The organism is Stutzerimonas stutzeri (assembly GCF_024448955.1).
Lineage (GTDB): Bacteria > Pseudomonadota > Gammaproteobacteria > Pseudomonadales > Pseudomonadaceae > Stutzerimonas > Stutzerimonas stutzeri_AQ.
Map to the genome: position 1 here is coordinate 184,140 of NZ_JAMOIH010000008.1, position 26,391 is coordinate 210,530.

The window sequence follows — 26,391 nt, forward strand, 5'->3', positions numbered from 1 at the left end:
GTCACGTTACCGCCGACCGGAGCCAACCGAACGATGAACAAAATCCCATACGGCTTCTGGCCCAGTGACTGGACCGCCGAGAAAGCCGCCTCGGCGAGCCGCGATTTCGCCGAGATCAGGGCAGGGCACGGCGGGCTGTTCTGGAACGAATATCAGCCAAAGGATGCTCGCTGCACCCTTTGGTACTGGCGAGACGGGCGGGCCGTCTGTGTGACGCCGCCAGACGTATCGCTTCGCAGCCGGGTCTATGAATACGGTGGCGGGGCCTTCTGTATGACGGATCGAGGCGTCGCGTTCGTCAATGAGAAGGATCAGCAGATCTATCTGCAGGCCATTGTGGGCGAATCGGCTGAACCCGTTGCACTCACGCAACGACCCTGTTGCCGCTACGGTGATCTGCAGTTCGATTCCCAGCATGTCGCCATCGTGGCGGTCGAGGAGGATCAGGCCGGCACGCGCGTGGAGCATCGGCTGGTCAGTTTCTTGCTGAGTACCGGTCAGCGCAGTGTTATCGCTGAAGGTGCGGACTTCTACTCGTCGCCAACGCTCGATGCCGAAGCTCGGCGCATTTCCTGGATCCAGTGGCAACGCCCGGATCAACCCTGGACCGCAACCAGCCTCTGGATGGCCGAGCGCGACACCGATGGCACATGGCAGACGCCACTTTGCCTGGCCGGGCGCGAAGGTGATGAATCCCTGCAACAGCCACGCTTTGCATCGGATGGCACGCTTTACTGCCTGAGCGACAAAGCAGGCTGGTGGCAGCCCTGGCGAGAGCAGGATGGCCGATTGGTCCCGGCGCTCACGTCTGCAAACGGCGAGTCCGGGCCTGATGCGGTTGGCCCGGCGCAGCTGGCATTCGACCATGCGCCAGCCCCATGGCAGTTAGGCACGAACAGCTATTTGCCACTTGCCGAGGGCGGCCTGCTACTGACGCGGATGGTCGACGGCTACGGCCTGCTGTTCGAGCGGGACGCCGGGGGCTGCGAGCGTCAACTGGCGACGGCATTCAGCCGGTGCCGGCAGCTGGCTGCTGATAATCGGAACTACTACTGCATCGCCGCAGCCGTCGATCGCGCGCCAGCGGTGCTGGCCATTGACCGGCGAACCGGCCGGGCCGACATCATCGCGGGTGGCGAGCAACCGCTATCGACCGACGCGTTGTCGTGTCCACGGTCGTTCAGTTTCGTCACCGGGCGTGACGAAACCGCTCACGCATTCTTCTATCCGCCGCGCAATGCCAACTGCCGGAGCCTGGACGGTGAGCGCCCACCGCTGGTGATCTTCTTGCACGGCGGGCCGACGTCGGCCTGCTATCCGGTATTCGATCCGCGGATTCAATACTGGACCCAGCGAGGATTTGCCGTGGCCGATATCAACTACCGAGGCAGCAGCGGTTTCGGTCGTGCCTACCGGCAGCGGCTGCGTGGTCACTGGGGCGTTGTCGATGTGGAAGATGCATGCGCCGCCGTCAGAGCGCTGGCTGAGGACGAGCAGATCGATCCGGCCCGCACCTACATTCGCGGTTCGAGCGCCGGGGGCTTTACTGCGCTCTGCGCGCTGGCATCCGATGCAGGCTTCAGTGGTGGCGCCAGTCTTTATGGTGTCAGCGACCCGCTCGCGTTGCGGCGTGTCACGCATAAGTTCGAGGCGGACTATCTGGACTGGCTGATCGGCGATCCGCAGCGTCATGCTGAGCGTTACCGTCAGCGCGCCCCGTTGCACAATGCGGCGCAGATCAAGGTGCCGGTGATCTTCTTTCAGGGCGGGCAGGACTCGGTGGTGCTTCCCGAACAGACCGAATCGATGGTGGCGGCGCTTCGTCAGAGAAACATCCCGGTCGAGTACCGTCTTTACCCGCAGGAACATCATGGTTTCCGGCAGGCAAGCAATCTGGCGGATGCGCTGGAGCGTGAGTGTCGTTTCTATCAGGGGCTGCTTGCTAAGCGTGCGGCGGAGCGGCCGTAGTCGGTTCTAGCTCAGGCGGCTCGCGGTGCAAACATGATGATTGCCATGCCGAGGAAGGCGACTGCACAGCCGAGCAAATCCCAATGAGTTGGGCGAACGCCATCGACCAGCCATAACCAGAGCAGCGCTACGCCCACATAAACGCCGCCGTAAGCGGCATAAACCCGGCCCGCTGCGGTCGGGTGCAATGTCAGCAGCCATGCAAAGAGTGCCAGCGACAACGCGGCGGGCATTAGGAGCCAGGCGCTTTTGCCGTGCTTGAGCCAGAGATAAGGCAGGTAGCAACCGACGATCTCGGCAACAGCTGTGACAGCAAATAGTGCGAAGGTTTTAAGCATGAAAGTCTCTTGGTGACCCGTTGCGTTGATCGAAGTCCTGGGGGAGTGTACCGCCCGAATCCGTGCTCAGCGGCATCAACCAGCCTGTGCCTTACGTGAGCGGCGTGGTTGTGATGGCTGAATCGGATGTCGAGTAGTCGTGTGTCGCGGGTCAGCCGACATTCTGAAACCCGAGCAACAGCAGCGAATAACCGGCCGAGCCGATGAGAAAGGCGCCGAAGCGGCTGTTGCGCTCTTCCGGCAGCTCCTCTTTGAGCACGTTCAATATGATCGAGCCGCCAATAAAGGCGGTCAGCGCCGAAACGGTCAGTTCTGAAACATCGGTAATGGCCCCGAAGCCCCACCCAGCCAGTGGCATCATCGCGAGTACCCAGCGGCCCCGGCGTTTGAACAGATCCTTGTGGTCGTTTTGCAGCGCGAAGTCATTGATCAGAAAGTGCATCCCCATCGCGACGCAGTAGAGCAGCAGCGAGTACGGTTTGTCATTCGCGCCATGCGTCAACAGGTAACCAATCAGCCCGTTATAGAGGGCGAAGGCAGCGATGTGCAGCCAGAACACACCGGCATGGGACTCTTCATGCTCCTCCAGCTCGCTCCGGTGCTTCTTTATCAAGCGCTCTAAGCCATAAAAAGTAGCGAGGCCAAGCAATGACAGCAGATAGGCGTGATGCTCGAGATAATTGAGTAGCCAGATATCGCTACCGTCTATCACTTCCTGACCTCGGGCCAGTTCCGGCAAGAGGTGAGCGAATACATATGCCACAGAAACGCCACCGGCCAGCGAAAGCCAACGGCTACGAGGCAGATGGCCAAGTGTGCGCAGGCGTCCTGCGAGCAGGTGAACGGTAGCCAGGAGGAGGGCTGCAATGAGGCTTTCGAACAAGAATCGGTACCGGTGACGAGAGCTATATCGACCATAGTTCGGACTGGTACGCCTGCCTATCCGTTCACACAGAGTTCCTGACACTAGGGCAAGGGCGTGATGTCATCTGGCCATTTTGCGATGTATGGTCTGGGTAAGACGGTGAGTTTTTGTTAAAGTCCGCCGCTTATGAAGCGAGCAGTCAGCCAGCTTTGAATTTGCACTGAAAGAGGTGTCTGCTTGATTAGGGTGCTGGTGGTCGATGACCACGATCTAGTACGCACAGGCATTTCCCGAATGCTCGCCGATATCGATGGCCTGCAGGTGATTGGGCAGGCTGAATCGGGCGAGGCGGCGATCAAGAAGTCGCGTGAACTCAAGCCTGATGTGGTCCTGATGGACGTCAAGATGCCGGGCATCGGCGGCCTCGAAGCCACCCGTAAGCTCCTGCGCAGCCATCCCGATATCAAGGTCATTGCGGTCACCATCTGCGAAGAAGACCCCTTCCCGACGCGACTGCTGCAGGCAGGTGCCGCCGGGTACCTGACCAAGGGCGCAGCGCTCGATGAGATGATTCAGGCGATCCGCATGGTATTTGCGGGTCAGCGCTACATCAGCCCGCAAATCGCCCAGCAGCTGGCGCTCAAGTCATTCCAGCCCAAGGTCAACGGGTCACCTTTCGATCTCCTATCCGAGCGAGAAATCCAAATCGCCCTGATGATCGCGAACTGCCAGAAGGTTCAGGCCATCTCTGACAAGCTGTGCCTGTCGCCGAAAACCGTCAACACCTATCGCTACCGTATCTACGAGAAGCTTTCGATTACCAGTGACGTCGAGCTGGCGCTGCTCGCTGTCCGTCACGGCATGGTCGACACCATCAATTGATGAGCGGCTTCGATTCCTCCGCATTTCTGGCTTCGTGCAGCGGGCGTCCCGGCGTCTACCGAATGTTCGATGCTGACGCCAAGCTGCTTTATGTGGGCAAGGCAAAGAATCTGAAGAAGCGCCTGGCGAGCTATTTCCGCAAGACTGGGCAGGCGCCGAAAACAGCCGCGCTGGTGGCCAAGATTGCTCAGATCGAAACCACGATCACGGCGAACGAAACCGAAGCATTGTTGCTCGAACAGACCCTGATCAAACAGTGGCGCCCGCCGTACAACATCCTGCTGCGCGACGATAAGTCCTACCCCTATGTATTTCTGTCGAGCGGGGACTTTCCCCGGCTCAGCATTCATAGAGGTGCGAAGAAGGAGCCGGGGCGTTATTTCGGTCCGTACCCCAGCGCTGGCGCCATTCGCGAAAGCCTGAGTCTGCTGCAGAAGGCGTTCTTTGTGCGCCAATGCGAAGACAGCTATTACCGCAACCGTACTCGGCCCTGCCTGCAATATCAGATCAAACGCTGCAAGGCGCCCTGCGTGAACCTGGTCAATCCGGAAGAATATGCCGATGACGTCCGGCATTCTGTGATGTTTCTTGAGGGGCGCAGCAATGCGCTGGCCGAGGAGCTGTCGAAAAACATGGAAAAAGCGGCGATGGCGCTTGATTTCGAGCGTGCCGCGGAAATCCGCGACCAGATCGGCATCCTGCGTCGCGTGCAGGATCAGCAGAGCATGGAAGGCGGTAGTGGTAACGTCGACATCGTCGCGGCGGTGGTAAGCCCAGGCGGTGCCTGCGTGCATTTGATCAGCGTGCGTGGCGGACGGGTCCTGGGCAGCAAGAATTTCTTTCCGCAAGTCGCCATTGAAGAGAGCGTCAGCGAGGTTCTGCAGGCCTTTCTCGAGCAGTATTACCTCGGCTCCATGGAGCGCGATCTTCCCTCGGAGCTGATCGTCAATACGGTTCATGAAGACTTCGATACGTTGATCAGCGCTATTACAGAACTGCGCGATGTCGAGCTGACAATCAGCCACCGTGTTCGCGGTACGCGCGCACGCTGGCAACAGCTGGCGCTGACCAATGCCGAGCAGGCGCTGGGCGCGCGCTTGGCGAATCGGCAGCATCTGGCTGCACGGTTCCAGGCCCTGGCCGAGGCGTTGGATCTCGAGGAGCCGCCGACACGGCTGGAATGCTTCGATATCAGCCACTCCAGCGGTGAAGCGACCGTCGCGTCCTGTGTGGTATTCGGCCCGGAAGGGCCGCTGAAGTCCGATTACCGCCGTTACAACATCGAAGGCGTTACTGCGGGCGATGACTATGCCGCGATGCACCAGGCGCTTTCTCGCCGGTTCAAGAAGGCCGTCGAGGGGGAGGGCAAGCTGCCTGACATATTGCTGGTTGACGGTGGCAAGGGGCAGCTCAACATGGCCCGCGAGGTGCTGCAGGAGCTCGCCGTGCCGGAGTTGATCCTGCTGGGCGTGGCTAAGGGTGTCACCCGCAAGCCGGGTCTGGAAACGCTGTATCTCAACGACGCAGCCCATGAATTCACTTTGCCAGGCGACTCCCCGGCGCTGCACCTGATCCAGCAGGTTCGCGACGAGGCCCACCGTTTCGCCATTACAGGCCACCGCGCGCGGCGTGGAAAAGCACGAACGACTTCTACGCTTGAAGGGGTAGCAGGCATCGGGCCGAAGCGCCGCCGCGAACTGCTGAAGCACTTTGGAGGTCTTCAGGAACTCAGCCGCGCCAGTCTTGATGAAATCGCCAAGGCGCCCGGTATCAGTAAAAAGCTTGCCGAGTCGATTTATGCCGCTCTGCACAGTGAGTAGAATCACCCTCTAAATCCGCGGACCAGTGGTATCGATGAACATTCCAAACATTCTCACCGTGCTGCGTGTGCTGCTGATCCCCATCATCATCCTGCTGTTCTATCTCCCGTTTCAGTGGAGCTATCTGGCGTCGAGCGCGGTGTTTGCCATCGCAGCGGTAACCGATTGGCTGGATGGCTATCTTGCTCGCAAGCTCAAGCAGAGCACTCCCTTCGGTGCGTTCCTCGATCCGGTCGCAGACAAGCTGATGGTGGCGGTAGCGCTGGTACTACTGGTCGAAGAGCATTCCAACCTCTGGCTGACCTTGCCGGCGGCCATCATCATCGGCCGGGAGATCGTGGTCTCAGCCCTGCGAGAGTGGATGGCCGAGCTGGGTGCGCGAGCGCAGGTAGCCGTATCCAACCTGGGCAAGTGGAAAACTGCGGCTCAGATGGTTGCGCTCATCATCCTGCTGGCCAACCCGCCACTGGCGACCATCTGGGTCGGGCTTGGCTACGCATTGCTGATCATCGCCGCCGCTCTGACGTTGTGGTCGATGGTCAATTACCTGATGGCCGCCTGGCCTCATCTCAGCCCTACGGAAAAGAAATAAAACTTTTTAATCAAAGGCTTGACGCGGCGTGCTGAAACTATAAAATGGCGCCCGTCATCAAGACGACGCGGGAATAGCTCAGTTGGTAGAGCACGACCTTGCCAAGGTCGGGGTCGCGAGTTCGAGTCTCGTTTCCCGCTCCAATTTGTTGACGATGGCGCCGCAGTATGCGGCGTCTTCGTTTTGAGGCCGGTTGGCAGAGTGGTTATGCAGCGGATTGCAAATCCGTGTACGCCGGTTCGATTCCGACATCGGCCTCCATTAATAAAGAAACCGTAAGCGCAAGCTTGCGGTTTTTTTATGCCTTCGATTTGAGCTGCCAAACATTCGTAAGAGCTGGTTTTCGCGAGGTAGAGTAGCGCGGCTAGTGGTTCAGGGCTGGCCGTTCAAACAAACGGAACTGTAGTGAGGCGCTTGGGACTCATATATAGAGCTGACCGTGGAGGGCTACATGACGGATGCGATGAGTTATCTGGCAATCGCCGTTACCGTTGTTGTGATAGCACTGGATCTACTTGCGATCATCAGCGTGTTCAAAAGCGACCGAACGGTTGGAGTCAAAGCGCTTTGGGCTATCGGCATTGCGCTGCTGCCAATTCTCGGGTTGGTGTTCTGGTTAGTCGTGGGAATGCGACGTCAGCATTGACTTAGATTACGAGCTGTTGAGCCATATCTATCTATAGAACGAAAAACCGGCTGCGAAGGCCGGTTCTAAATAGATGCCGCAACAAACAATTGATAACCCACGCTGATGGTGCCCGGAGCGGGAATCGAACCCGCATACCCTTTCGGATGAGGGATTTTAAGTCCCTTGCGTCTACCAGTTTCGCCATCCGGGCAGGACGGTGAGCGCGATGCTCTATCGCGGCGCAGGACTATAACCAGCCACCCGTCGAGGTGCAACCCGAGCGGCGGATTCAATCGCAGTGGTTGAGTCTCTGTGACCGCGTAGAGCTAGTGATGAATGATCACATCAATCCAGCGTTTCCATAGGTGACCGATGGCACCTATCTGCCTGAACGCAGAAGCCCGTCAACCCTCTTATCTGTACAGAGCAACGACAGAGGTGAATGATGAGCATCGAGAGCCAGAATCAGCAACCGCTGAACGAACCCCGTACGAATTCCCAGGCCGGGGGCGACGATGGCGTGGTGATTCCTGGTTCTGCGCCACCGTTGAGTCCCGGGCGCACCGATGTGAATCCGGATGACCAGGCGGGCGTCGACGAGCTGCCAGGAAATGAACTGGAGATTCCGCGGGATAGGTCGGATGACCCTATCGAACGCGAGACGCCTGATATCGACGTTGACAATGCCGAGATGGATGACGCACCTGACCCACGCTAGCGCAAGTGCCCGATCCAACGAAAAGCCCGCAAGGATGGCTGTGCTTTTGTTCTGAGCCGCGTCTGACGGTAGCAGCCAATGAGGCCCGCCGAGCCGCAGGTGTGGACGATCAGTGTCGCTCAACCACATCGAGCCGATTTATCGATGAATAACCTAAACAGGCAATGTGCCGTTATTGTCGCCCTGGCGGTCTTGCTGAACGGCTGCAGCGCCATTGAAACCGTGTCCCCGGCAGACGGCACCGACGAATATGTGTTCACTTGCACCAAAGTCGCGGGGCAACCGGGCTGCGCGACGCGTGCGCGCGAGGTCTGCCCGGAGGGCTACGAAACCCTGAGCAGAGAAGAAAACTTCGATCGCAAGGAACTACGGGTTCGCTGCACCGGCGAGGGCGGCGAGGATATCTGACAGCCGCACCGAGCAGCCGCCGATGCGGCAGATGCTCGGTGGTGAAGACGGAGGGCTATTCTGCTATGCCGAGCAAATCCTGGGCTTCTCCCAGTACCTCGAGCGATTGCTCATGCTCACCAGCCTTATGCAGCGCCTCTCCTTCGGCGCGCAGCTCTTTGACGCGGGTCAGAGTAGCGGGGTCGCTTGGCGGTTTTGTTTTCAGGTGCTCGTCGATCTTTGCCATGTCCATTGGGCAATGCATCGCCCAAAGGGGCATGCTGACGACGGCAGCTGCGATGGACAGAATGATGCGGCGCATGGTGTCGATCTCCTTAGAGGGGGCTCCGTCAGTATAGGAGCCGCCTGGGGGCAGTGCGGTTTTCAGATATAAGGTTGGGGACAGAGAATTAGGGGCGCCGCATAGTTATCGTACAACTACTGGGCTATGATACGGCTTACTTCGCTTCAAAGAGATCGATGTGTCCATGGAAAACCAGAGCATCCAGCCACGCGTTCGCCGAAAGCATCGCAGCCTTGCACAGGAGTTGGTGACCGAATTGTCTCAGCAGATACGCGATGGCGTTATCAAGCGTGGAGACAAGCTGCCTACCGAATCTGCAATCATGCAGGCGCAGGGGGTGAGCAGGACGGTGGTGCGGGAAGCGATTTCACGATTGCAGGCGTCCGGGTTGGTGGAAACTCGCCATGGAATAGGTACTTTCGTGCTCGATACGCCGAGCACGACTGGGCTTCGCATCGATCCGGCGACCATCGGCACGCTGCGTGACGTGCTTTCGATCTTGGAGCTGCGCATCAGCCTGGAGGTCGAGTCAGCAGGGTTGGCGGCGACACGCCGAACACCGGAGCAGTTGGCCGCAATGCGGGCGTTTCTCGATTCGCTGCAGCAAAGTGCAGCGCTTTCCAGCGAAGCCGCCGTGTCGGACTTTCAATTCCATCTGCAGATTGCCGAGGCGACCGGTAATCGTTATTTCACCGACATCATGAATCACCTGGGTACGGCGATCATTCCACGCAGTCGGCTCAACTCGGCACGTCTGGCTCACGATGACCAGCCGCACTATCAACAGCGCCTCGGCCGCGAGCATGAGCAGATCTACGACGCCATCGCGCGCCAGGATGCAGAATCCGCCCGCGCAGCGATGCGTCTGCACCTGACGAACAGTCGCGAGCGTTTGCGCCAGGCGCACGAGGAAGCTGAGACCGAGCCTAACTGAGGGGTTTCGCCGCCGCCTCTGGGTCGTTCCGAAACGGTTCCTATAGGGCTTCGTTCGAGCGGGCGGGCTCCAAATCAATTCCTGGCTTCGCCACTCACCAAAGCAGGGTGTTGCTCATGAGCAACGCTCTGATCTTCCCGCTGAAGCTCATTCCTGACTGGCTACCCCTGCTGGAGCGAAGCCGATATCGTCAGGCCTTCTTCATCGACCAGTAGCTGGGCCTGAACAGGTCCCGTTCACCGAGCAACACCACGCCCGCCGCGAAGGCACACAGCATCAACGCGATGTACAGGCACAACTGGAGCAATCCGTGCGGCGTGGGTAGCCAGTGCAGTAGAGCCGCAACGGTAGCGCCTGTGGTGATCCAACGCAGGAGTACGCTCGGAGCCAGACCCGTCGGCGATGCACGATAAACATATAGCCCCATGAACAGCGCCTGCAGTGCCGCCCCGCTGGAAAAAGCGAACGCCAAACCTTCAGCACCGTATGGGCCGTAGAGCAGCGCATCGAGGCTGATGGTGAGCGCAGAGCTGACAAGCGTGATCACCAGAAACAGCCGTGACTGATGCTGAGCGAGCAGGGTGCGGCCCCATAACAGCGCCAGTCCCATCGCCGGCAGGCCAAGTGAATAGAGAACCACCAGCGATGCAGTGGCATCTGTTTGCGCAGCGCCGAATTGGCCCCGCTCCAGTAGCACCGACACCACGGGCTGCGGAAATGAGCAGAGCACCACGGTCGCCGGGACCAAGAAGAGCAGAGTGGCCAACAACCCTTTGCGTATCACTGCGGCGTGACCAATGTAATCACCGTCATTCCAGCTCGAGACGAAGCGGGGGAACAGCACGGATAGGACTGACAACGCGTAGAGCGTAAGCGGGATGGTGACGATGCGGAATGCAAAAGACAGCATGGTGATGCTGCCTTCGTCGAGATAGGACGCGAACATCCGTTCCGCAAGAATGCAGCCTTGTTGTGCCCCTGCGGCTAGCAGGACTGGTGCGAAGGCGAGGCCGAAGCTGCCTCGGTGACCGTCCGTTTCAACGTTTTCACTTCCACGCAAATAGGCGATCCGCCTGTGCTGCAGCCAGATCAGCGCAAGTTGCGGCAGCAGCATGCCGATGAAGATCACCATCCCGGTGGGCTGGAACAGCAGAATTCCGATGATCGCACCGGCGTTGAGCAACACCGTGCGAGTCATCGGCAGAATGAAGATCTCATCCATGTTGAGCAATGCGCCCTGGCAATACAGGACGGCCTGAACGGCGATCAGCGCCGCGCCTACACAGAACACGATTTGGCCGGTGGCGACCTGAGCGTCCGTCCAACCGGGCGCCAGAAGATTGAGGATCCAGTAACTGCCGGCGATGGCAACGGCACTGAACGCCGCACCCATGCCCATGACACGCCAATAAAGCCAGCGGCTGACGGTCTCGAACAAGGCTTGGGATTGGCTGCGCAACTTTTGCAGATACGGAATCATGGCGTCGCGAAGGGCGAGGCCAAAGAAATTCTCGAAGAACATCGGCAGGATCAGCGCAACGAAGATCAGGTCGGCTTCCCAGCTCAGGCCGAAGGCCTTGGCAATGAACAGGTCGCGTAGAAAACCGAGAAGAAAGCTGGCGACAGTCAACGCCAGAATAACCAGTGATGCGTTCATTCCTTGATCCTGTGCAGGCCATTATCGGACGGCCTGATGAATAGCGGCATATCGCACCAGATGCGATGAATCGACAGAAGTCAGGTTCACCAGCTGCCGAGCGAACGGTACATAGACTGGATGGCTCAAACATGGTTCCTGAGCCTGGAACGCACGCTAAAAAGCCGTGTTTGGCATCGACAAGCTCGGTTACGTAAAAATGCCGTAAATCCGCTTTCCCAGCGGAGCTCGACTGCTTATGGTTCATCCTCATTTCCAGGCGAACCCAGTTCATGTCCGAGGCAAACACTTCTCGCGCCGGCGCGTTGCAGCGCTGGCTGATCATTGGCGTCGTGGTCATCGCGATTGCGCTCCTGCTCTGGTGGCTATGGCCTAGCGCAGCGGAACAACCCCAACAGCGAGCCGGTGGTCGTCCGGCATTCGGAGCGTTCGGTGGGCCAACGCCGGTGCGGGTCGCTTCGGTCGAGCAGGGACGGTTCGAGGTCTACTCCCAGGCGCTCGGCACCGTCACGCCGTTGAACACCGTGAACGTACGCAGCCGTGTGGCCGGAGAGCTCGTCGAGGTGCGCTTCGAGGAGGGCCAGCGCGTCAAGGCTGGCGATCTGCTAGCGGTCATCGATCCGCGCCCCTACGAGGTGGTGTTGCAGCAGGCGGAAGGCACCTTGCAGCAGAACCGCGCATTGCTGCAGAACGCGCAAGTCGATCTCAAGCGTTATCAGGGATTGTTTGCCGATGACAGCATCGCCAAGCAGACGCTCGACACCCAGCAGGCGCTGGTCAACCAGTACCAGGGGACGCTTGCGGCCAACCAAGCAGCGGTCAACGAGGCCAAGCTGAACCTGCAATTCACCCAGATCCGCGCGCCGATCGATGGCCGCGTGGGCCTGCGGCAGCTGGATCAGGGCAACCTCGTCGCGGCTAACGACACTACGCCGCTGGTCGTCATCACCCAGACCCAGCCAATGGCCATCAGCTTCACGCTGCCAGAGGGCGAGTTGCCGCCTGTCATAAGCCGTTTCCGCCGCGGTGACGAGTTGTCGGTTCAGGCTTGGGACCGCAGTGCGCGAGTCCTCTTCGGCGAAGGGGTATTGGAAAGCGTCGACAACCTGATTGACACGACCACCGGCACCCTGAAGATGAAAGCCCGCTTCGACAACGAAGCCGAGCTGCTGATACCCAACCAGTTCGTCAATATCCGCTTGCGTGTGGAAACGTTGGAGGATGCCGTCTTGATCCCCTCCGCGGCGCTTCAGTTCGGCTCGCGCGGAAACTTCGCCTATGTGGTCGGCGACGATTCGAAGGTCGAGCTGCGTGTCCTTGAAGTAGGGCCGAGTAATGGCGAGCACACCGTCATTACCAAGGGCTTGAGCGTGGGTGAGCGCATCGTCATGGAGGGCACCGACCGGCTGCGTGACGGTAGCGAAGTGGAAGTGGTGGATCGCCAGACGCTCGCTGAAGAAGCGGCCGAAAATCCCAAGGTCGACCCTCAGAACGCCAAGGAGCGCCCGGCGCGATGAACATCTCGCGGTTGTTCATCCTGCGGCCGGTGGCGACCACGCTGACGATGATTGCGATCTTGCTGGCCGGCCTGATCGCCTATCGCATGCTGCCCGTATCGGCGCTGCCTCAGGTGGACTATCCGACCATCCGGGTCATGACGCTGTATCCCGGTGCCAGTCCTGAGGTAATGACCAGCGCCGTAACCGCGCCGCTGGAGCGTCAGTTCGGTCAGATGCCGGGGTTGACCCAGATGTCCTCGACCAGCTCGGGCGGGGCATCGGTGATCACGCTGCGTTTCTCCCTCGAAGTCGAGCTGGACGTGGCCGAGCAGGAAGTTCAGGCGGCTATCAATGCCGCAAGCAACCTGTTGCCCAACGACCTGCCGGCGCCACCCGTATACAACAAAGTCAATCCGGCGGACACGCCGGTGATGACCTTGGCGGTGACGTCGGAAAGCCTGGCGCTACCGGAACTGCATGATCTGGTCGATACGCGCATGGCACAGAAGCTCGCGCAGATCAGCGGCGTGGGTATGGTCAGTATCGCCGGCGGTCAGCGCCCTGCGGTACGCATTCGGGTCAACCCCGAAGCGCTTGCGTCATACGGATTGTCGCTCGCCGACGTCCGTTCGCTGGTCACCAGCTCCAACGTCAACCAGCCCAAAGGTAATTTTGACGGCCCAACCCGGGTGTCAATGCTCGACGCCAACGATCAGCTGAAAACGCCGGAGGAATACGCCGAACTCATCCTGGCATACGAAGACGGCGCGACGCTGCGCTTGAAGCATGTCGCCGACATCATCGATGGTGCCGAGAACGAACGCCTCGCCGCCTGGGCCAACGAAACCCAGGCCGTGTTGCTGAACATCCAGCGCCAACCCGGCGCGAACGTGATCGATGTGGTCGAACGTATCCAGGCGTTGCTACCTGAAGTCACCGCCAGCATGCCGGCCGGTCTCGACGTGGTGGTGCTCACCGATCGTACCCAGACCATCCGTGCCGCCATCACCGACGTGCAGCATGAGCTGTTGATGGCCACGGTCCTCGTGGTGATGGTCACCTTCGTATTCCTCAAGCGGCTGTCGGCGACGATCATTCCCTCGATTGCCGTACCGTTGTCGCTGGTGGGCACCTTTGCAGTTATGCATCTCGCCGGCTTTTCGCTGAATAACCTGACGCTGATGGCGCTGACCATCGCGACCGGCTTCGTCGTGGACGATGCCATCGTCATGCTCGAAAACATCGCCCGCCATGTGGAGGAGGGCGAGACGCCCCTTCAGGCCGCGCTCAAAGGGGCCAAGCAGATCGGCTTCACCCTGATCTCGCTGACGTTGTCGCTGATCGCCGTGCTGATTCCGCTGCTGTTCATGCAGGACGTGGTAGGGCGTCTGTTCCGCGAGTTCGCGATCACCCTGGCGGTCGCCATCCTCATCTCGCTGGTAGTGTCGCTGACGTTGACGCCGATGATGTGCGCCAAGCTGCTCAAGCCGGCCACCGTGGATGAAGCCAAGCCGGATTGGGTTGAGCGGCTCATCGGCGGCTACGCGCGCTGGCTGACCTGGGTGCTGAGGCACCAGACACTGACCCTGCTGGTTGCCGTGTTGACCTTGGGATTGACCGTGGTGCTTTACCTGGCCGTGCCGAAAGGTTTCTTTCCGGTGCAGGATACCGGCGTGATCCAGGGCATCAGCGAAGCGCCTCAGTCGATTTCCTTCCGCGCCATGAGCGAGCGTCAGCAATCGCTTGCGGGAGTGATCCTGGACGACCCGGCGGTAGAGAGCCTGTCGTCTTATATCGGCGTGGACGGCGACAACGTCACCCTCAATAGCGGCCGCTTGCTGATCAATCTCAAACCCCACGGTGAGCGGGACGTCACGGCTAGCCAGGTCATCGATCGGCTACGACCGGAACTGGCGAAGCTGCCAGGTATAGCGTTGTACATGCAGCCGGTGCAGGATCTGTCGATCGAAGATCGGGTCAGCCGCACGCAATTCCAGTTCAGCCTCGAATCACCGGACGGAGAGCTGCTACAGGAATGGACGCCTCGCTTGGTGGAGGCACTGCGCGAGCGCCCTGAACTGACCGATATCGCCAGCGACCTGCAGAGCAACGGCCTGCAGATTTATCTGGACATCGATCGCGATGCCGCGGCGCGCCTCGGAATCGAAGTTTCGGCCATCACCGACGCGCTGTACGACGCCTTCGGTCAACGGCAGATTTCGACGATCTTCACCCAGGCCAGCCAGTACCGTGTAGTGCTGGAGGCCGAGTCGGGCAGCCGTCTTGGCGCACAGGCACTGGAAGAGATTTTTGTGCAGAGCGAAGGCGGTACGCCGGTGCGGTTGTCGAGCCTGGCGACGCTGGAACAGCGCAATGCGCCGCTGCTGATCAACCACATCGGCCAGTTCCCGGCAGTGACCTTATCCTTCAACCTGGCCGATGGCGTCTCGTTGGGCAAAGCGGTGGAGGTCATCGAAGGTGTCGAGGCCGAGATCGGCCTGCCCGCTGGCATCCAGAGCCGTTTCCAGGGCGCCGCCGAGGCATTCCAGGCTTCGCTGTCGAGCACGCTGCTGCTGATTCTGGCGGCGGTGGTGACCATGTATATCGTGCTCGGCGTGCTCTACGAGAGCTACATCCATCCGATCACTATTCTTTCGACGCTACCGTCGGCAGCGGTCGGGGCGCTGCTCGCGTTGTTGCTGACCGGCAATGATCTGGGATTGATCGCGATCATCGGCATCATCCTGCTGATCGGCATCGTCAAGAAGAACGCGATCATGATGATCGACTTCGCCCTGGAGGCCGAGCGCCATCAAGGCATGAGCCCGCACGATGCTATCTACCGGGCCGCGCTGCTGCGTTTCCGGCCGATCCTGATGACCACGCTGGCGGCACTGTTCGGCGCGGTGCCGCTGATGCTCGCCTCTGGTTCCGGTGCCGAGCTGCGTCAGCCGCTGGGCCTGGTCCTGGTTGGTGGTTTGCTGTTGAGCCAGTTGCTGACGCTGTTCACCACGCCGGTGATCTATTTGTTCTTCGATCGGTTGGGCAGTCGTTTTGCCCGTAAGAACGTGGCAGGACAAGAGGTGGGCGTATGACCGGTTCGAAAAGACGCCCGAGGCCAGCCCGTAGGATGGGTGCAACCCATCACCTTGGCTCGATGGGTTGCACCCATCCTACGGTCGGTTACAAGGTTGTCGATGATATGGCTGGGGGGCAAAAGCGCTTGGTGCTGCCGGCTCGTCCAGTCTCCAGCCTTCAATCTCCAGCGGCTTTTGCGCGATGAACTTGTCCGCACCTTTCATCGCCCGTCCGGTGGCGACCATGTTGCTGAGCCTGGCGATCCTGCTGTTGGGCGGGGTCAGTTTTGGCTTGCTGCCGGTGTCGCCGCTGCCGAACATGGATTTTCCGGTAATCACGGTGCAGGCCAGTCTGCCTGGGGCCAGTCCGGAAATCATGGCGTCCAGCGTGGCGACGCCGCTGGAGCGGTCGCTCGGCAGCATCGCCGGTGTCAACCAGATGAGCAGCCGCAGCAGTCAGGGCTCGACGCGGATCATCATCGAGTTCGACCTAGACCGCGACATCAACGGTGCTGCGCGTGAGGTTCAGGCGGCGATCAACGCTGCGCGCAATCTGCTGCCTAGCGGTATGCGCAGCATGCCTACGTACCGCAAGGTCAACCCATCGCAGGCGCCGATCATGGTGCTGTCGCTGACCTCCGATGTGCTCGACAAAGGCCAGCTGTACGACATCGGTTCTACAGTGCTCGCGCAGAAGTTATCGCAGGTGCCCGGCGTGGGTGAGGTGCAGGTTGGTGGCAGTTCGCTTCCGGCGGTGCGCGTCGAACTGCAACCGCAACAGCTCGAGCAATACGGTGTGTCCCTCGACGAGGTTCGTCAGACCATCGCCTCGGCCAACGTGCGTCGGCCCAAGGGCATGGTCGAAGACAATCATCGTCACTGGCAGGTGCAAGCCAGCGACCAGCTGCACGAGGCGGCGGATTACCTGCCGCTGATCATCCGCTACGAGGACGGTGCCGCACTGCGTCTGAGCGACGTGGCCAAGGTCAGCGACGCGGTCGAGGATCGCTACAACGACGGCTTCTTCAACAATGAACGTGCCGTGCTGCTGATCATCAACCGTCAGGCTGGCGCCAACATCATCGAAACCATCGAAGGCATTCGCAACGAACTGCCCGCGCTGCAGGCGATCGTGCCTGGTAGCGTCAAGATGGCCGTGGCGATGGATCGCTCGCCAGTCATCCGCGCGACGCTGCACGAGGCCGAGCGCACATTGCTGATCGCAGTGGGACTGGTCATCGTGCTGGTGTTCCTCTTTCTCGGGCGGTTGCGCACGGCGTTGATTCCGGCGTTGGCGGTGCCGGTGTCGCTGGTTGGCACCTTCGCGGTGATGTATCTGTTCGGTTTCTCGCTCAATGTACTGTCGTTGATGGCGTTGATTCTGGCCGCCGGGCTGGTGGTGGACGATGCCATCGTGGTGCTGGAGAACATCGCACGGCATATCGATGACGGCGTTCCGCCCATGCGCGCCGCGTATATCGGGACGCGAGAGGTTGGCTTCACGCTGCTGTCGATGAACCTGTCGCTGGTGGTGGTGTTCGTCTCGATCCTGTTCATGGGCGGCATCGTGGAGCGGCTGTTTCGCGAGTTTTCCATTACCCTCGCGGCCGCAATTCTGGTCTCGCTGTTGGTGTCGCTGACGCTGACACCGATGCTCTGCGCCCGTTGGTTGAAGCCCCACCAAGCCTCGCAGGAAGGCCGCCTGCACCGCTGGAGCCACAACGCTCATCAATGGCTGCTGCGTCATTACGATCGATCCCTGGGTTGGGCGCTGCGCCATCACCGGATCACGCTGTTCACGCTGCTGGCGACCATCGGGCTCAACGTTTTTCTGTATATCGAAGTACCCAAAACCTTCCTTCCGCAGCAGGACACCGGCCAGCTGACCGGCTTCATTCGCGGGGACGATGGGCTGTCGTTCCAAGTCATGCAGCCTAAGATGGAAACCTACCGCCAAGCCGTGCTGGCCGATCCAGCGGTGGAAAGCGTGGCCGGTTTCATTGGCGGGCAGGGCGGCATCAATAACGCCTTCATGATCGTCCGCCTCAAGCCGCTGGCTGAACGCAAGATTTCCGCGCAGAAAGTCATCGAGCGGATTCGCGCCAATCAGCCGAAAGTCCCGGGTGGGCGCATGTTCCTCATGGCCGATCAGGATCTGCAGTTCGGCGGGGGACGGCAGAGCAGTTCGGCATATTCCTACAGTCTGCTCGCCAGCGATCTGGCCGACCTGCGCGCCTGGGTTCCGCAGGTAACGCGTGCGCTGATGGAGTTACCGGAGCTGACCAGCATCGATGCCAACGAAGGCGAGGGCGCGCAGCAGATCAGCCTGAAGGTGGATCGAGATGCGGCCAAGCGGCTCGGTGTCGATATGAGCACGGTCACTACGCTGCTCAACAACGCGTTCAGCCAGCGGCAGATTTCCACCATCTACGAGTCTCTCAATCAGTATCAGGTGGTGATGGAAATCGACCCGGCCTACGCCCAGCACCCCGAGGTACTGGAACAGGTCCAGGTAATCACCAGCGATGGTCGGCGGGTGCCCCTGGCTGCTTTCGCAAGCTATGAGCGCAGCCTCGAAGAAGACCGCGTCAGCCACGAGGGGCAGTTCGCCGCGGAAAACATCGACTTCGATCTGGCGCCCGGTGTGAGTCTCGATCAGGCGACACGGGCGATTGAGCGTGCGGTTGCCGCCATCGGCATGCCCAGCGAGGTGCAGGGGCGTCTAGGTGGCACCGGTGATGTCTTCAAGGCTACGCAGGAGGGGCAGCCGCTGATGATCTTGGGCGCTCTGTTGCTGGTTTACATCGTGCTCGGCATTCTCTACGAAAGCTATATCCATCCGTTGACGATCCTCTCCACGCTGCCGTCCGCGGGCGTCGGTGCGCTGTTGGCCATCATCCTGATGCGCGAACAGTTCAGCCTGATTTCCCTGCTCGGTCTGTTCCTGCTGATTGGCGTGGTCAAGAAGAACGCGATCCTGATGATCGATCTGGCGCTGCAATTCGAGCGCAACGACCACTTGTCTCCGCAAGAGTCGATTCGCCGTTCCTGCCTGTTGCGCTTCCGCCCAATTCTGATGACCACCATGGCCGCGATCCTCGGCGCCTTGCCGTTGCTCATGGGCGGTGCCGAAGGGGCCGAGATGCGCCAACCGCTGGGCCTGACCATCGTCGGCGGGTTGATCCTCAGCCAGATCCTCACGCTTTACACCACGCCGGTCGTCTATCTGTACCTGGATCGCGCGCGTCATCGCTTCAACCGCTGGCGTGGTGTGCGCACCGATGCCGCCCTGGAAAATCCGCTATGAATTCGTCGTATTTGAAATCTCCCTTGCGCCCGCTGGCCCTGATGGTCATGGCGTTTTCGCTCGGTGCTTGCACCTTGGGTCCCGACTACCAACGGCCGGAACTGCCCGTTGCCACGGAGTTCAAGCAGGCCGAAGGATGGAAGACCGCCGCCCCGGCGGACGTCTTGCAGCGTGGCGACTGGTGGGCGCTCTACGGCGATGCCGAGCTGAATGCGCTGGTTGGTCGGCTGAACGTTTCCAACCAGAATCTGGCGGTAGCCGAAGCGCAGTATCGCCAAGCGCGTGCCTTGGTACGGGGTGCGCGTTCGCAGCTGTTTCCCGTCGTGGGGGCCAGTGGCGGCGTGTCCCGTGGAGGGCAGGGTAGCTCTGGCAATAATTCGTCGCAGTACGTCGGTAACGGTGGCGGTGTAAGCGAGAGCTACGATGTCGGCCTCGACGCGTCATGGGAACTCGATATCTGGGGGCGCCTGCGCCGCAATCTGGAGGCCAACCGCGCCAACATGCAAGCGAGCGCAGCGGACTTGACGGCGGTCCGTCTGAGCCTGCAGTCCGAACTGGTCCAGACCTATCTGCAATTGCGCGTGATGGACGAGCAGCAGCGGTTGCTGGACCAGACGGTGGAGGCTTTTGCCCGCTCGTTGCGCCTGACAGAAAACCAGTACGAGGCTGGCATCGTGCCCAAGTCCGACGTCAGCCAGGCCCTGACCCAGCTGAAAAGCACCCAGGCCCAAGCGATCGACCTGCGCTGGCAACGCGCGCAGATGGAGCACGCCATCGCGGTGCTCGTTGGCGTGCCGCCCTCGGAGCTGACCATTGCCGAACGACGCGACATTCCACAATTGCCCGAAGTACCACTGGCCTTGCCGTCGCAATTGTTGGAGCGCCGGCCGGACATCGCCTCGGCCGAGCGCCAGGTCATGGCCGCCAATGCGCAGATCGGCGTGGCCGAAGCGGCCTGGTATCCGGACCTGACCTTGAGCGCTAGCGGCGGCTATCGCAACAGCAGTTTCAGCGACCTGATCAGCGTGCCCAACCGCTTCTGGTCGCTGGGCCCTCAGCTGGCGCTGACGCTACTCGATTTCGGCGGTCGCCGTGCCGACCTCGAAGCGGCTGAAGCCAGCTATGACCAGACTGTGGCCAGTTATCGCCAGACGGTGCTCGACAGCTTCCGTGAAGTCGAGGACAACCTCGTGCAACTGCGCGTGCTTGCCGAGGAAGCGGCTGTGCAACGTGAGGCGTTGGAAGCGGCGCAGGAATCGCTGCGTCTGATCGAAAACCAGTATCGCGCTGGGACTGTGGACTTCCTCAGCGTTGCGACGGTGCAGACCACTGCATTGAACAACGAGCGGACCAACCTCGCGTTGCTGGGTGATCGGCTGACGGCCAGCGTGCAGCTGATCGCGGCGCTTGGCGGTGGTTGGGATGAGTCTCAACTGGAGCAGGAGCCGGTGTTCGAAGGGCCGGAGCGCTGAGTATTTGGCGCCTGTGATTGCTGGTGATGGGTGACGGGCGTGCGATGCAGAGCGTTCGATTAAAAAACAAAACCCCGCAAAACGCGGGGTTTCGTCAGATCAGGCGAGCGCCTGGGTGAACCAGATCAGTCACGCTGCTTGCGATTCACCGTTTGTGCCGCCTTGATGATGTCGGCGCCGATCACCGGCTCGAACTCCTTCCATACAGGTCGCATGGCTTCACGCCAGGCTTCGCGTTCGGCAGCGGTGAGCTCGATGATTTGCGACGTACCGGCTTGGCGGATGCGTTCGCGATGGGCCTGGTTGGCTTCTTCGGCGGCGCGGTTCACCTCATACGTCACCTCATCGATGATGCCTTCGAGTTCGGTGCGAATTTTGTGCGGGATGCCGAACCAGAAGCGCGTATTGCTCACCAGCATATAGTCGAGCACCCCGTGGTTGCTCTCGGTGATATACGGCTGCACGGTATGCATGTTCTTGCTGTAGATGTTCGACCAGGGGTTCTCCGCGCCCTGCACGGTGCCGTTCTGCAACGCCGAGAAGACATCGGCGAAGGCAATTTTCTTGGTAGGCGCACCCACTTGGGCGAACTGTGATTCCAGCACCGCTGATGACTGGATGCGGAAGGCCAGGCCGGTCGCATCGCTCGGCAAGCGCAGCGCCTTGGTGGCCGACAGTTGCTTCATGCCGTTGTGCCAGTAGGCCAGGCCGGTGATGTTTTCTTTTTCCATGGAGCGCAGCAGCTGACGCCCCTTGGCGCGCTTTTGGAAGCGATTGACGGCGTCCAGATCGTCGAACAGGAACGGCAGATCGAAGACCTGCACCTGCTTGGTGTACTGCTCGAACTTGGCCAGCGAGGGCGCGAGCAGTTGGACTTCGTTTTTGCTCAGGGCTTCCAGTTCGTCGGCATCGCCATACAGCGTGGAGTTGGGGTAGACCTCGACAGTTACCTGACCCGGCAAGCGCTCTTCGACCAATCGTTTGAATAACAGGGCGCCCTTGCCCTTGGGGGTTTCTTCGGCAACGACATGGGCGAACTTGATAACGATTGGCTCTGCTTCGACCACTGTCGCGGTCAGTGCCAGCATCAGTCCGGCGAGGGTGATGATCGGCTTGATCATTTGAAGGGCTCTTTATTTTTGGTTGGTTGGCATTACATCCGGGAGCCGAATGCGATTGAGCTTCAACGCGACGTTATGCCAAATAAGCCGAACCACCTAAAGCGCTTTCTCGCAAAATTCATAATTGAAAGAGCGGGAGCGGGAATGCATCACAATTTGCCCCGTCATGCGCCGCTGCTTTGCCTTGCAAGCAGCGGCGCAGAGCTATCCGCGTGTCAGCTGTTGGATAGCTGCCAACCGCCGCCCAAGGCTTTGTAGAGCGCGACGACACCCCGGTAAAGCTCGACTTCGGCCTGTGCCTGGGCGTCCTCGGCGGCGAGCCGCTCACGCTCGGCATCCAATAGCACAAGGAAGTCCACTGTTCCTTCGCGATAGCGGATCTCTGCCTGTTGCGCTGCCGCGCGACTGGCGCTGGATTGACGTAACAGTGACAGAAGCCTTTCCTGGGCGCGGGCGTAATCGCTGAAAGCATTCTCTGACTCTTCCAACGCGAGCAATACTTGCTGCTCGTAGCTTGCCAGCGCACCCTCGGCATCGGCTTCGGCACCGTGCAATCTGGCGCGGACGCTGCCCATGTCGAACGCTGCCCAGCTGATGCTTGGTGCAACTCCCCAGGCCTGCGCAGCGCTGGAACCAATCTGCGATCCACGCCCGGCAATGAAGCCGAGGAAACCCGACAGGCTCACCCGCGGAAACAGGTCCGCCGTCGCGACGCCAACATTGGCGGTGGCTGCGGCCAGTTGGCGCTCCGCCGCACGGATGTCCGGACGACGGCGTAGCAGTTCGCCGGGGTCGCCAATCGGCAACGCTTTGGCAATCGCCGGAAGTTCACGTGGCGACAGGTCGACGCTGAGCTGATCGGCGCGCTGGCCGAGCAGGGTGGCGATGCGATTGCGCGCACGGCTCTGGGCCGCCTGAAATTGCGGCAAGCTTGCCTCGGTGGCGGCCAAACGAGCATCGGCGCGCAGGACATCGAGTTCGCTTCCCATGCCGGCGTCTCGCAGCTGCTCGGTCAATTGATGCGAGTCGCGCTGATAGTTCAGGTTTTCCCGAGCAATGCGTTCACGCAACTGGGCGCCACGCAGTTGACCATAGGCGTCCACCAGCTCGGCGATCAGGCTGACTTGCAACTGATAGAGCTCGGCTTCGGCGGCTTCAGTCTGTGCTTCGCTGGCTTCGATACGCCGCTGAATGCGCCCGAATAGATCCAGTTCCCAAGCCATGTCCAGGCCCAGATCGTAGCGCTCGATATTGCTGCGTTCTTCGCTGAAGCCGGGCTGCTGGGCTTTGCCGTATTCGGCGGTAGCGCCAGCGGTTACCGTTGGGAAATGATCATTGGCATCGTCGTCACGAATCGAGCGTGCCGCCCGTAGCCTGGCGAAGGCAATGCGCAACTCACGGTTTTCCGAAAGCGCCTGACTGACCAGCGTATCCAGCGTCGGGTCCTCGAACTGGCGCCACCAGGCAGATTCGAACTGTGAGCGGTCGAAGCCTTCCGCGGCGGAGCGATCGATCTCTGCCGGAGCCGTTTCCGGCGTACGGTAATCGGGCCCCACCGCACAGGCGCTGAGTGTCAATATTGCGGCTAGCAGGAGCGGGGTGGTGATTACAGCCTTCATGCATGGATCTCCTTCAACACAGCCTTTCTCTCCGCGCGCTTCTCGACGAATGCGCGAATCACCAGATAGAACACCGGCGTTAACAGCAGCCCGAAGAAGGTCACGCCGAGCATCCCGCTGAACACCGCGACGCCCATGGCGTGGCGCATCTCGGCACCGGCTCCGGTTGAAAGCACAAGCGGTACCACGCCCATGATGAAGGCGAAACTAGTCATCAGGATCGGGCGTAACCGCAGGCGGCAGGCTTCGAGCACCGCAGCCAACCGATCCATGCCTTCTTCCTGCTTGTCCTTGGCGAACTCAACGATAAGGATCGCGTTCTTGCACGCCAGCCCCACCAGCACAATCAGGCCGATCTGAGTGAACACGTTATTGTCGCCACCCGAGAGAATCACTCCGGTGATGGCCGAGAGCAGCGTCATCGGCACGATCAGGATCACCGCCAGCGGCAGGCTCCAGCTCTCGTACTGCGCCGCCAGCACCAGGAACGCCAGCAGCACGCAGAGCGGGAAGACGAACATTGCGGTGTTGCCGGCCAGGATTTGCTGATAGGTCAGCTCGGTCCATTCGTAGCTCATACCGTTCGGCAGCTCGGCCTGAAGCAGCCGCTCCATGGCGTCTTCGGCTTGACCCGAGCTGTAGCCCGGAGCCGCCGCACCGTTGATTTCCGCCGTGAGAAAGCCGTTGTAATGCATCACGCGATCGGGACCTGCGCTGTCGCTGACCTTGACGAAGGTCGACAGCGGGACCATCTCGCCACGGTCATTGCGTACCTTCAGTTGGCCGATCTGCTCGGGCGTCAGACGAAACTTCTGTTCGGCTTGGACGTTGACCTGATAAGTGCGGCCGAAGCGGTTGAAGTCGTTGGCATACAGCGAGCCGAGGTAGACCTGCATGGTGTCGAAGATCTGATCGATCGCCACGCCATGAGTCTTGGCTTTTTCACGATCGATATCAGCATCGATTTGCGGCACGTTGACCTGGTAGCTAGTGAACAGTCCGGCTAGCTCTGGATAGTCAGCGCTCTTGGCAAGGACGTTCTGGACCTGTTTGTAGAGCTCCTCATAACCAAGGTTGCCCCGATCCTGCACCTGGATGCGGAAGCCGCCTATGGTGCCTAGGCCTTGTACCGGTGGTGGCGGGAAGATAGCGATGAAAGCATCCTGAATCTGCGCGAACTGACCATTCAGATCTGCCGCGATGGCGTTGGCCGAAAGCGCCGGGTCTTTGCGTTCATCGAACGGCTTGAGCGGGGTGAAGACGATGCCGCTGTTGGGACTGTTGGTGAAGCCGTTGATCGACAGACCCGGAAAGGCGACGGTGTTTTCCACGCCCGGATGTTCGCTGGCGATCTGCGACATGCGCTTGATTACGTCCTCGGTGCGATCCAGCGTGGCGGCATCCGGCAACTGCGCGAAGGCCACCAGGTACTGCTTATCCTGCGGCGGCACGAAACCGGTCGGCGTGCTGGCAAAGCCCATATAGCCCAGGCCCACCAGCCCGACATAGACCACCAGGGCAATGCCGCTACCGCGCAGGATGCGCTTCACCGCGCCGACATATCCGTGGCTGGCGCGCTCGAACACCCGGTTGAACGGCGCGAACAACCAACCGCCGAAGAGCTTGTCCAGCAGGCGTGAGAAGCCGTCCTTAGGTGCGTCGTGGCTGCGCAGCAGTGCAGCGGCGAGTGCTGGCGACAGGGTCAGCGAGTTGAACGCCGAAATAACTGTCGAGATGGCGATGGTCAGCGCGAACTGCTGGTAGAACTGTCCAGTGAGACCGGAAATGAACGCAGTCGGGATGAATACCGCGCACAGCACCAGGGCGGTAGCGATAATCGGCCCGGTCACTTCCTTCATGGCCTGCTTAGTGGCTTCTACCGGCGACTTGCCGAGGCCAATGTTACGTTCGACGTTTTCCACCACGACGATCGCGTCGTCCACCACAATGCCGATCGCCAGGACCAGGCCGAACAGCGACAGCGCATTGAGCGAGAAGCCGAGCATGTGCATCACGGCGAAGGTACCGATCAGCGAAACCGGTACTGCAGCCAACGGAATGATCGAGGCGCGCCAGGTCTGCAGGAACAGGATCACCACCAGTACCACCAGCACGATGGCTTCAAGCAGCGTGTGCACTACCGCCTCGATGGAACCGCGGACGAAAATGGTCGGGTCGTAGACGATTTCGTAGTCCACACCCTCAGGGAAGTCCTGCTTCAACTCGGCCATGCGTGCCCGCACCGAGTCGGAAATTTCGATGGCATTGGAGCCGGGACGCTGGAATACCGGGATGGCGACGGCGGGCTGGTTGTTCAGTAGCGACCGCAGGGCGTACTGACTGGACCCCAGTTCGATACGCGCAATGTCCCGGAGACGGGTAATCGAGCCGTCTTCGCCGGCGCGAACGATGATGTTCTCGAATTCTTCCTCAGTGACCAACCGACCCTGCGTGTTGATCGAAAGCTGAAAATCAGTCGCACCCGGCGCCGGCGGCGCGCCAAGTGAGCCGGCTGCGACCTGACGGTTCTGCTCGCGGATCGCGTTGACCACATCGGAAGCGGTGAGGTTGCGCGAGGCGACCTTGTTTGGGTCGAGCCAGACACGCAACGAGTAATTACCCATACCAAACAGCTGCACGTCGCCGATGCCGTCCAGCCGTGCTAGCTCGTCCTTGACGTTGAGCGCTGCGTAATTGGACAGATAGAGCATGTCGTAGCGCTCATCCGGCGAAGTCAGGTGCACCACCATGGTCAGATCCGGCGAGGCTTTGTCCACCGTTACACCGAGGCGCTGCACTTCGGTGGGCAGGGTCGGCATGGTGCGGGTGACGCGGTTCTGCACCTGCACCTGGGCGTTGTCCAGATCCGTGCCGAGGGCGAAAGTGATGGTCAGGGTGAGCTTGCCGTCGGCGGTGGCCTGAGACGACATGTAGAGCATGCTCTCGACGCCAGTGATGGCCTGCTCCAGCGGCGAGGCGACGGTTTCGCCGATCACCTTGGGGTTGGCGCCGGGGAATTCGGCGCGCACCACCACGGTAGGCGGAACGACTTCCGGATACTCGCTGATCGGCAGCTGAAACAGTGAGATGGCGCCACCGATGAGGATCACCAGTGACAGCACCGCCGCGAAGATCGGCCGCTGAATGAAGAATTGAGAGAAATTCATGACGCACTCCGGGGGAGAGGGTGCGCATGACACACC

At 60.5% G+C, this 26,391-nt stretch carries 19 protein-coding genes and 3 tRNA genes; 14 read left to right on the forward strand and 8 right to left on the reverse strand.

All coding sequences use genetic code 11. The annotated features are described in order from the left end of the window. Positions 1–33: 33 nt before the first annotated feature. Positions 34–1,968, forward strand: coding sequence for an alpha/beta hydrolase family protein (locus NA645_RS10955; RefSeq protein ID WP_256048824.1), 1,935 nt, complete (start codon positions 34–36; stop codon positions 1,966–1,968). Between the two features lie 11 nt (positions 1,969–1,979). Here the strand turns inward: NA645_RS10955 and NA645_RS10960 are convergent, their stop codons facing one another. Both NA645_RS10960 and NA645_RS10965 read right to left on the reverse strand, forming a co-directional pair. Then, positions 1,980–2,306, reverse strand: a complete 327-nt coding sequence (locus NA645_RS10960) for a YnfA family protein (RefSeq protein ID WP_256048825.1) — start codon at positions 2,304–2,306, stop codon at positions 1,980–1,982. A gap of 151 nt (positions 2,307–2,457) precedes the next feature. Beyond that, entirely contained in the window at positions 2,458–3,189 is a 732-nt protein-coding gene (locus NA645_RS10965) for a hypothetical protein (protein ID WP_256048851.1), read from the reverse strand. A 219-nt stretch (positions 3,190–3,408) separates the two neighbouring features. On the opposite strand from NA645_RS10965, the gene gacA reads away from it, so the two are divergent. From gacA to NA645_RS10995, 6 genes are all read left to right on the forward strand, one after another. Further along, positions 3,409–4,053: a response regulator transcription factor GacA gene (gene gacA, locus NA645_RS10970; protein ID WP_131648857.1), complete on the forward strand. Its 645-nt coding sequence runs from the start codon at positions 3,409–3,411 to the stop codon at positions 4,051–4,053. Further along, positions 4,053–5,873 carry an excinuclease ABC subunit UvrC gene (gene uvrC, locus NA645_RS10975; RefSeq protein WP_423836577.1) on the forward strand — a complete coding sequence of 607 codons (1,821 nt, stop codon included), beginning with the start codon at positions 4,053–4,055 and terminating at the stop codon, positions 5,871–5,873. Before gacA ends, uvrC begins: the two co-directional genes overlap by 1 nt. Positions 5,874–5,907: 34 nt before the next feature. Next, the gene (gene pgsA, locus NA645_RS10980; RefSeq protein WP_256048827.1) at positions 5,908–6,465 is read left to right on the forward strand and encodes a CDP-diacylglycerol--glycerol-3-phosphate 3-phosphatidyltransferase; all 558 of its coding nucleotides are present in this window, start codon (positions 5,908–5,910) and stop codon (positions 6,463–6,465) included. Positions 6,466–6,532: 67 nt separating this feature from the next. Then, positions 6,533–6,608: transfer RNA gene (locus tag NA645_RS10985), tRNA-Gly, on the forward strand. Positions 6,609–6,652: 44 nt separating this feature from the next. Further along, positions 6,653–6,726 (forward strand) — tRNA-Cys (locus NA645_RS10990). Between the two features lie 190 nt (positions 6,727–6,916). Next, on the forward strand, positions 6,917–7,111 hold the full coding sequence (locus NA645_RS10995) for a PLD nuclease N-terminal domain-containing protein (protein WP_256048828.1): 195 nt from the start codon (positions 6,917–6,919) through the stop codon (positions 7,109–7,111). A 106-nt stretch (positions 7,112–7,217) separates the two neighbouring features. Here the strand turns inward: NA645_RS10995 and NA645_RS11000 are convergent. Further along, positions 7,218–7,304: transfer RNA gene (locus tag NA645_RS11000), tRNA-Leu, on the reverse strand. Between the two features lie 234 nt (positions 7,305–7,538). Between NA645_RS11000 and NA645_RS11005 the strand changes: the two genes are divergently transcribed. Together NA645_RS11005 and NA645_RS11010 are read left to right on the forward strand one after the other, a co-directional pair. Next, on the forward strand, positions 7,539–7,811 hold the full coding sequence (locus NA645_RS11005) for a hypothetical protein (RefSeq protein WP_256048829.1): 273 nt from the start codon (positions 7,539–7,541) through the stop codon (positions 7,809–7,811). A gap of 144 nt (positions 7,812–7,955) precedes the next feature. Next, complete coding sequence (locus NA645_RS11010) at positions 7,956–8,219, forward strand: hypothetical protein (RefSeq protein ID WP_256048830.1); 264 nt, start codon at positions 7,956–7,958, stop codon at positions 8,217–8,219. Between the two features lie 55 nt (positions 8,220–8,274). Here the strand turns inward: NA645_RS11010 and NA645_RS11015 are convergent, their stop codons facing one another. Next, complete coding sequence (locus NA645_RS11015; protein WP_256048831.1) at positions 8,275–8,520, reverse strand: hypothetical protein; 246 nt, start codon at positions 8,518–8,520, stop codon at positions 8,275–8,277. 166 nt (positions 8,521–8,686) lie between these two features. Between NA645_RS11015 and NA645_RS11020 the strand changes: the two genes are divergently transcribed. After that, positions 8,687–9,436: a FadR/GntR family transcriptional regulator gene (locus NA645_RS11020; protein WP_131648988.1), complete on the forward strand. Its 750-nt coding sequence runs from the start codon at positions 8,687–8,689 to the stop codon at positions 9,434–9,436. 190 nt (positions 9,437–9,626) lie between these two features. Here NA645_RS11020 and murJ read toward each other — a convergent pair whose 3' ends face one another. Next, positions 9,627–11,093 (reverse strand): murein biosynthesis integral membrane protein MurJ, encoded by a 1,467-nt coding sequence (gene murJ / locus NA645_RS11025; RefSeq protein WP_256048832.1) that lies wholly within the window; start codon positions 11,091–11,093, stop codon positions 9,627–9,629. A gap of 272 nt (positions 11,094–11,365) precedes the next feature. On the opposite strand from murJ, the gene NA645_RS11030 reads away from it, so the two are divergent. The 4 genes from NA645_RS11030 to NA645_RS11045 all read left to right on the forward strand — a co-directional run bounded on the left by NA645_RS11030 (position 11,366) and on the right by NA645_RS11045 (position 20,448). After that, positions 11,366–12,610, forward strand: a complete 1,245-nt coding sequence (locus NA645_RS11030; protein ID WP_256048833.1) for an MdtA/MuxA family multidrug efflux RND transporter periplasmic adaptor subunit — start codon at positions 11,366–11,368, stop codon at positions 12,608–12,610. Further along, positions 12,607–15,687, forward strand: coding sequence for an MdtB/MuxB family multidrug efflux RND transporter permease subunit (locus NA645_RS11035; protein WP_256048834.1), 3,081 nt, complete (start codon positions 12,607–12,609; stop codon positions 15,685–15,687). Before NA645_RS11030 ends, NA645_RS11035 begins: the two co-directional genes overlap by 4 nt. A gap of 184 nt (positions 15,688–15,871) precedes the next feature. After that, the gene (locus NA645_RS11040) at positions 15,872–18,976 is read left to right on the forward strand and encodes an efflux RND transporter permease subunit (protein ID WP_256048835.1); all 3,105 of its coding nucleotides are present in this window, start codon (positions 15,872–15,874) and stop codon (positions 18,974–18,976) included. After that, positions 18,973–20,448 carry an efflux transporter outer membrane subunit gene (locus tag NA645_RS11045; RefSeq protein ID WP_256048836.1) on the forward strand — a complete coding sequence of 492 codons (1,476 nt, stop codon included), beginning with the start codon at positions 18,973–18,975 and terminating at the stop codon, positions 20,446–20,448. The genes NA645_RS11040 and NA645_RS11045 overlap by 4 nt, the downstream gene beginning before the upstream one ends. Before the next feature lie 125 nt (positions 20,449–20,573). Here the strand turns inward: NA645_RS11045 and NA645_RS11050 are convergent, their stop codons facing one another. The 3 genes from NA645_RS11050 to NA645_RS11060 form a co-directional block, all read right to left on the reverse strand. Next, the gene (locus NA645_RS11050; RefSeq protein WP_336605260.1) at positions 20,574–21,566 is read right to left on the reverse strand and encodes a TRAP transporter substrate-binding protein; all 993 of its coding nucleotides are present in this window, start codon (positions 21,564–21,566) and stop codon (positions 20,574–20,576) included. 218 nt (positions 21,567–21,784) lie between these two features. Beyond that, the gene (locus NA645_RS11055) at positions 21,785–23,188 is read right to left on the reverse strand and encodes an efflux transporter outer membrane subunit (RefSeq protein WP_256048838.1); all 1,404 of its coding nucleotides are present in this window, start codon (positions 23,186–23,188) and stop codon (positions 21,785–21,787) included. After that, positions 23,185–26,355 (reverse strand): efflux RND transporter permease subunit, encoded by a 3,171-nt coding sequence (locus tag NA645_RS11060; protein WP_256048839.1) that lies wholly within the window; start codon positions 26,353–26,355, stop codon positions 23,185–23,187. The genes NA645_RS11055 and NA645_RS11060 overlap by 4 nt, the downstream gene beginning before the upstream one ends. Positions 26,356–26,391: the final 36 nt, after the last annotated feature.

What these genes read in the sequence shown, in the direction of transcription:
- NA645_RS10955 (WP_256048824.1), top strand. Translation starts at nt 34, where the DNA reads ATGAACAAAATCCCATACGGCTTCTGGCCCAGTGACTGGACCGCCGAG.
- NA645_RS11020 (WP_131648988.1), top strand. Translation starts at nt 8,687, where the DNA reads ATGGAAAACCAGAGCATCCAGCCACGCGTTCGCCGAAAGCATCGCAGC.
- murJ (WP_256048832.1), bottom strand. Translation starts at nt 11,093, where the DNA reads ATGAACGCATCACTGGTTATTCTGGCGTTGACTGTCGCCAGCTTTCTT.
- NA645_RS10995 (WP_256048828.1), top strand. Translation starts at nt 6,917, where the DNA reads ATGACGGATGCGATGAGTTATCTGGCAATCGCCGTTACCGTTGTTGTG.
- NA645_RS11030 (WP_256048833.1), top strand. Translation starts at nt 11,366, where the DNA reads ATGTCCGAGGCAAACACTTCTCGCGCCGGCGCGTTGCAGCGCTGGCTG.
- NA645_RS11055 (WP_256048838.1), bottom strand. Translation starts at nt 23,188, where the DNA reads ATGAAGGCTGTAATCACCACCCCGCTCCTGCTAGCCGCAATATTGACA.
- NA645_RS11015 (WP_256048831.1), bottom strand. Translation starts at nt 8,520, where the DNA reads ATGCGCCGCATCATTCTGTCCATCGCAGCTGCCGTCGTCAGCATGCCC.
- NA645_RS11010 (WP_256048830.1), top strand. Translation starts at nt 7,956, where the DNA reads ATGAATAACCTAAACAGGCAATGTGCCGTTATTGTCGCCCTGGCGGTC.
- NA645_RS11045 (WP_256048836.1), top strand. Translation starts at nt 18,973, where the DNA reads ATGAATTCGTCGTATTTGAAATCTCCCTTGCGCCCGCTGGCCCTGATG.
- NA645_RS11040 (WP_256048835.1), top strand. Translation starts at nt 15,872, where the DNA reads ATGAACTTGTCCGCACCTTTCATCGCCCGTCCGGTGGCGACCATGTTG.
- NA645_RS11035 (WP_256048834.1), top strand. Translation starts at nt 12,607, where the DNA reads ATGAACATCTCGCGGTTGTTCATCCTGCGGCCGGTGGCGACCACGCTG.
- NA645_RS10960 (WP_256048825.1), bottom strand. Translation starts at nt 2,306, where the DNA reads ATGCTTAAAACCTTCGCACTATTTGCTGTCACAGCTGTTGCCGAGATC.
- NA645_RS11005 (WP_256048829.1), top strand. Translation starts at nt 7,539, where the DNA reads ATGAGCATCGAGAGCCAGAATCAGCAACCGCTGAACGAACCCCGTACG.
- NA645_RS11060 (WP_256048839.1), bottom strand. Translation starts at nt 26,355, where the DNA reads ATGAATTTCTCTCAATTCTTCATTCAGCGGCCGATCTTCGCGGCGGTG.
- uvrC (WP_423836577.1), top strand. Translation starts at nt 4,053, where the DNA reads ATGAGCGGCTTCGATTCCTCCGCATTTCTGGCTTCGTGCAGCGGGCGT.
- pgsA (WP_256048827.1), top strand. Translation starts at nt 5,908, where the DNA reads ATGAACATTCCAAACATTCTCACCGTGCTGCGTGTGCTGCTGATCCCC.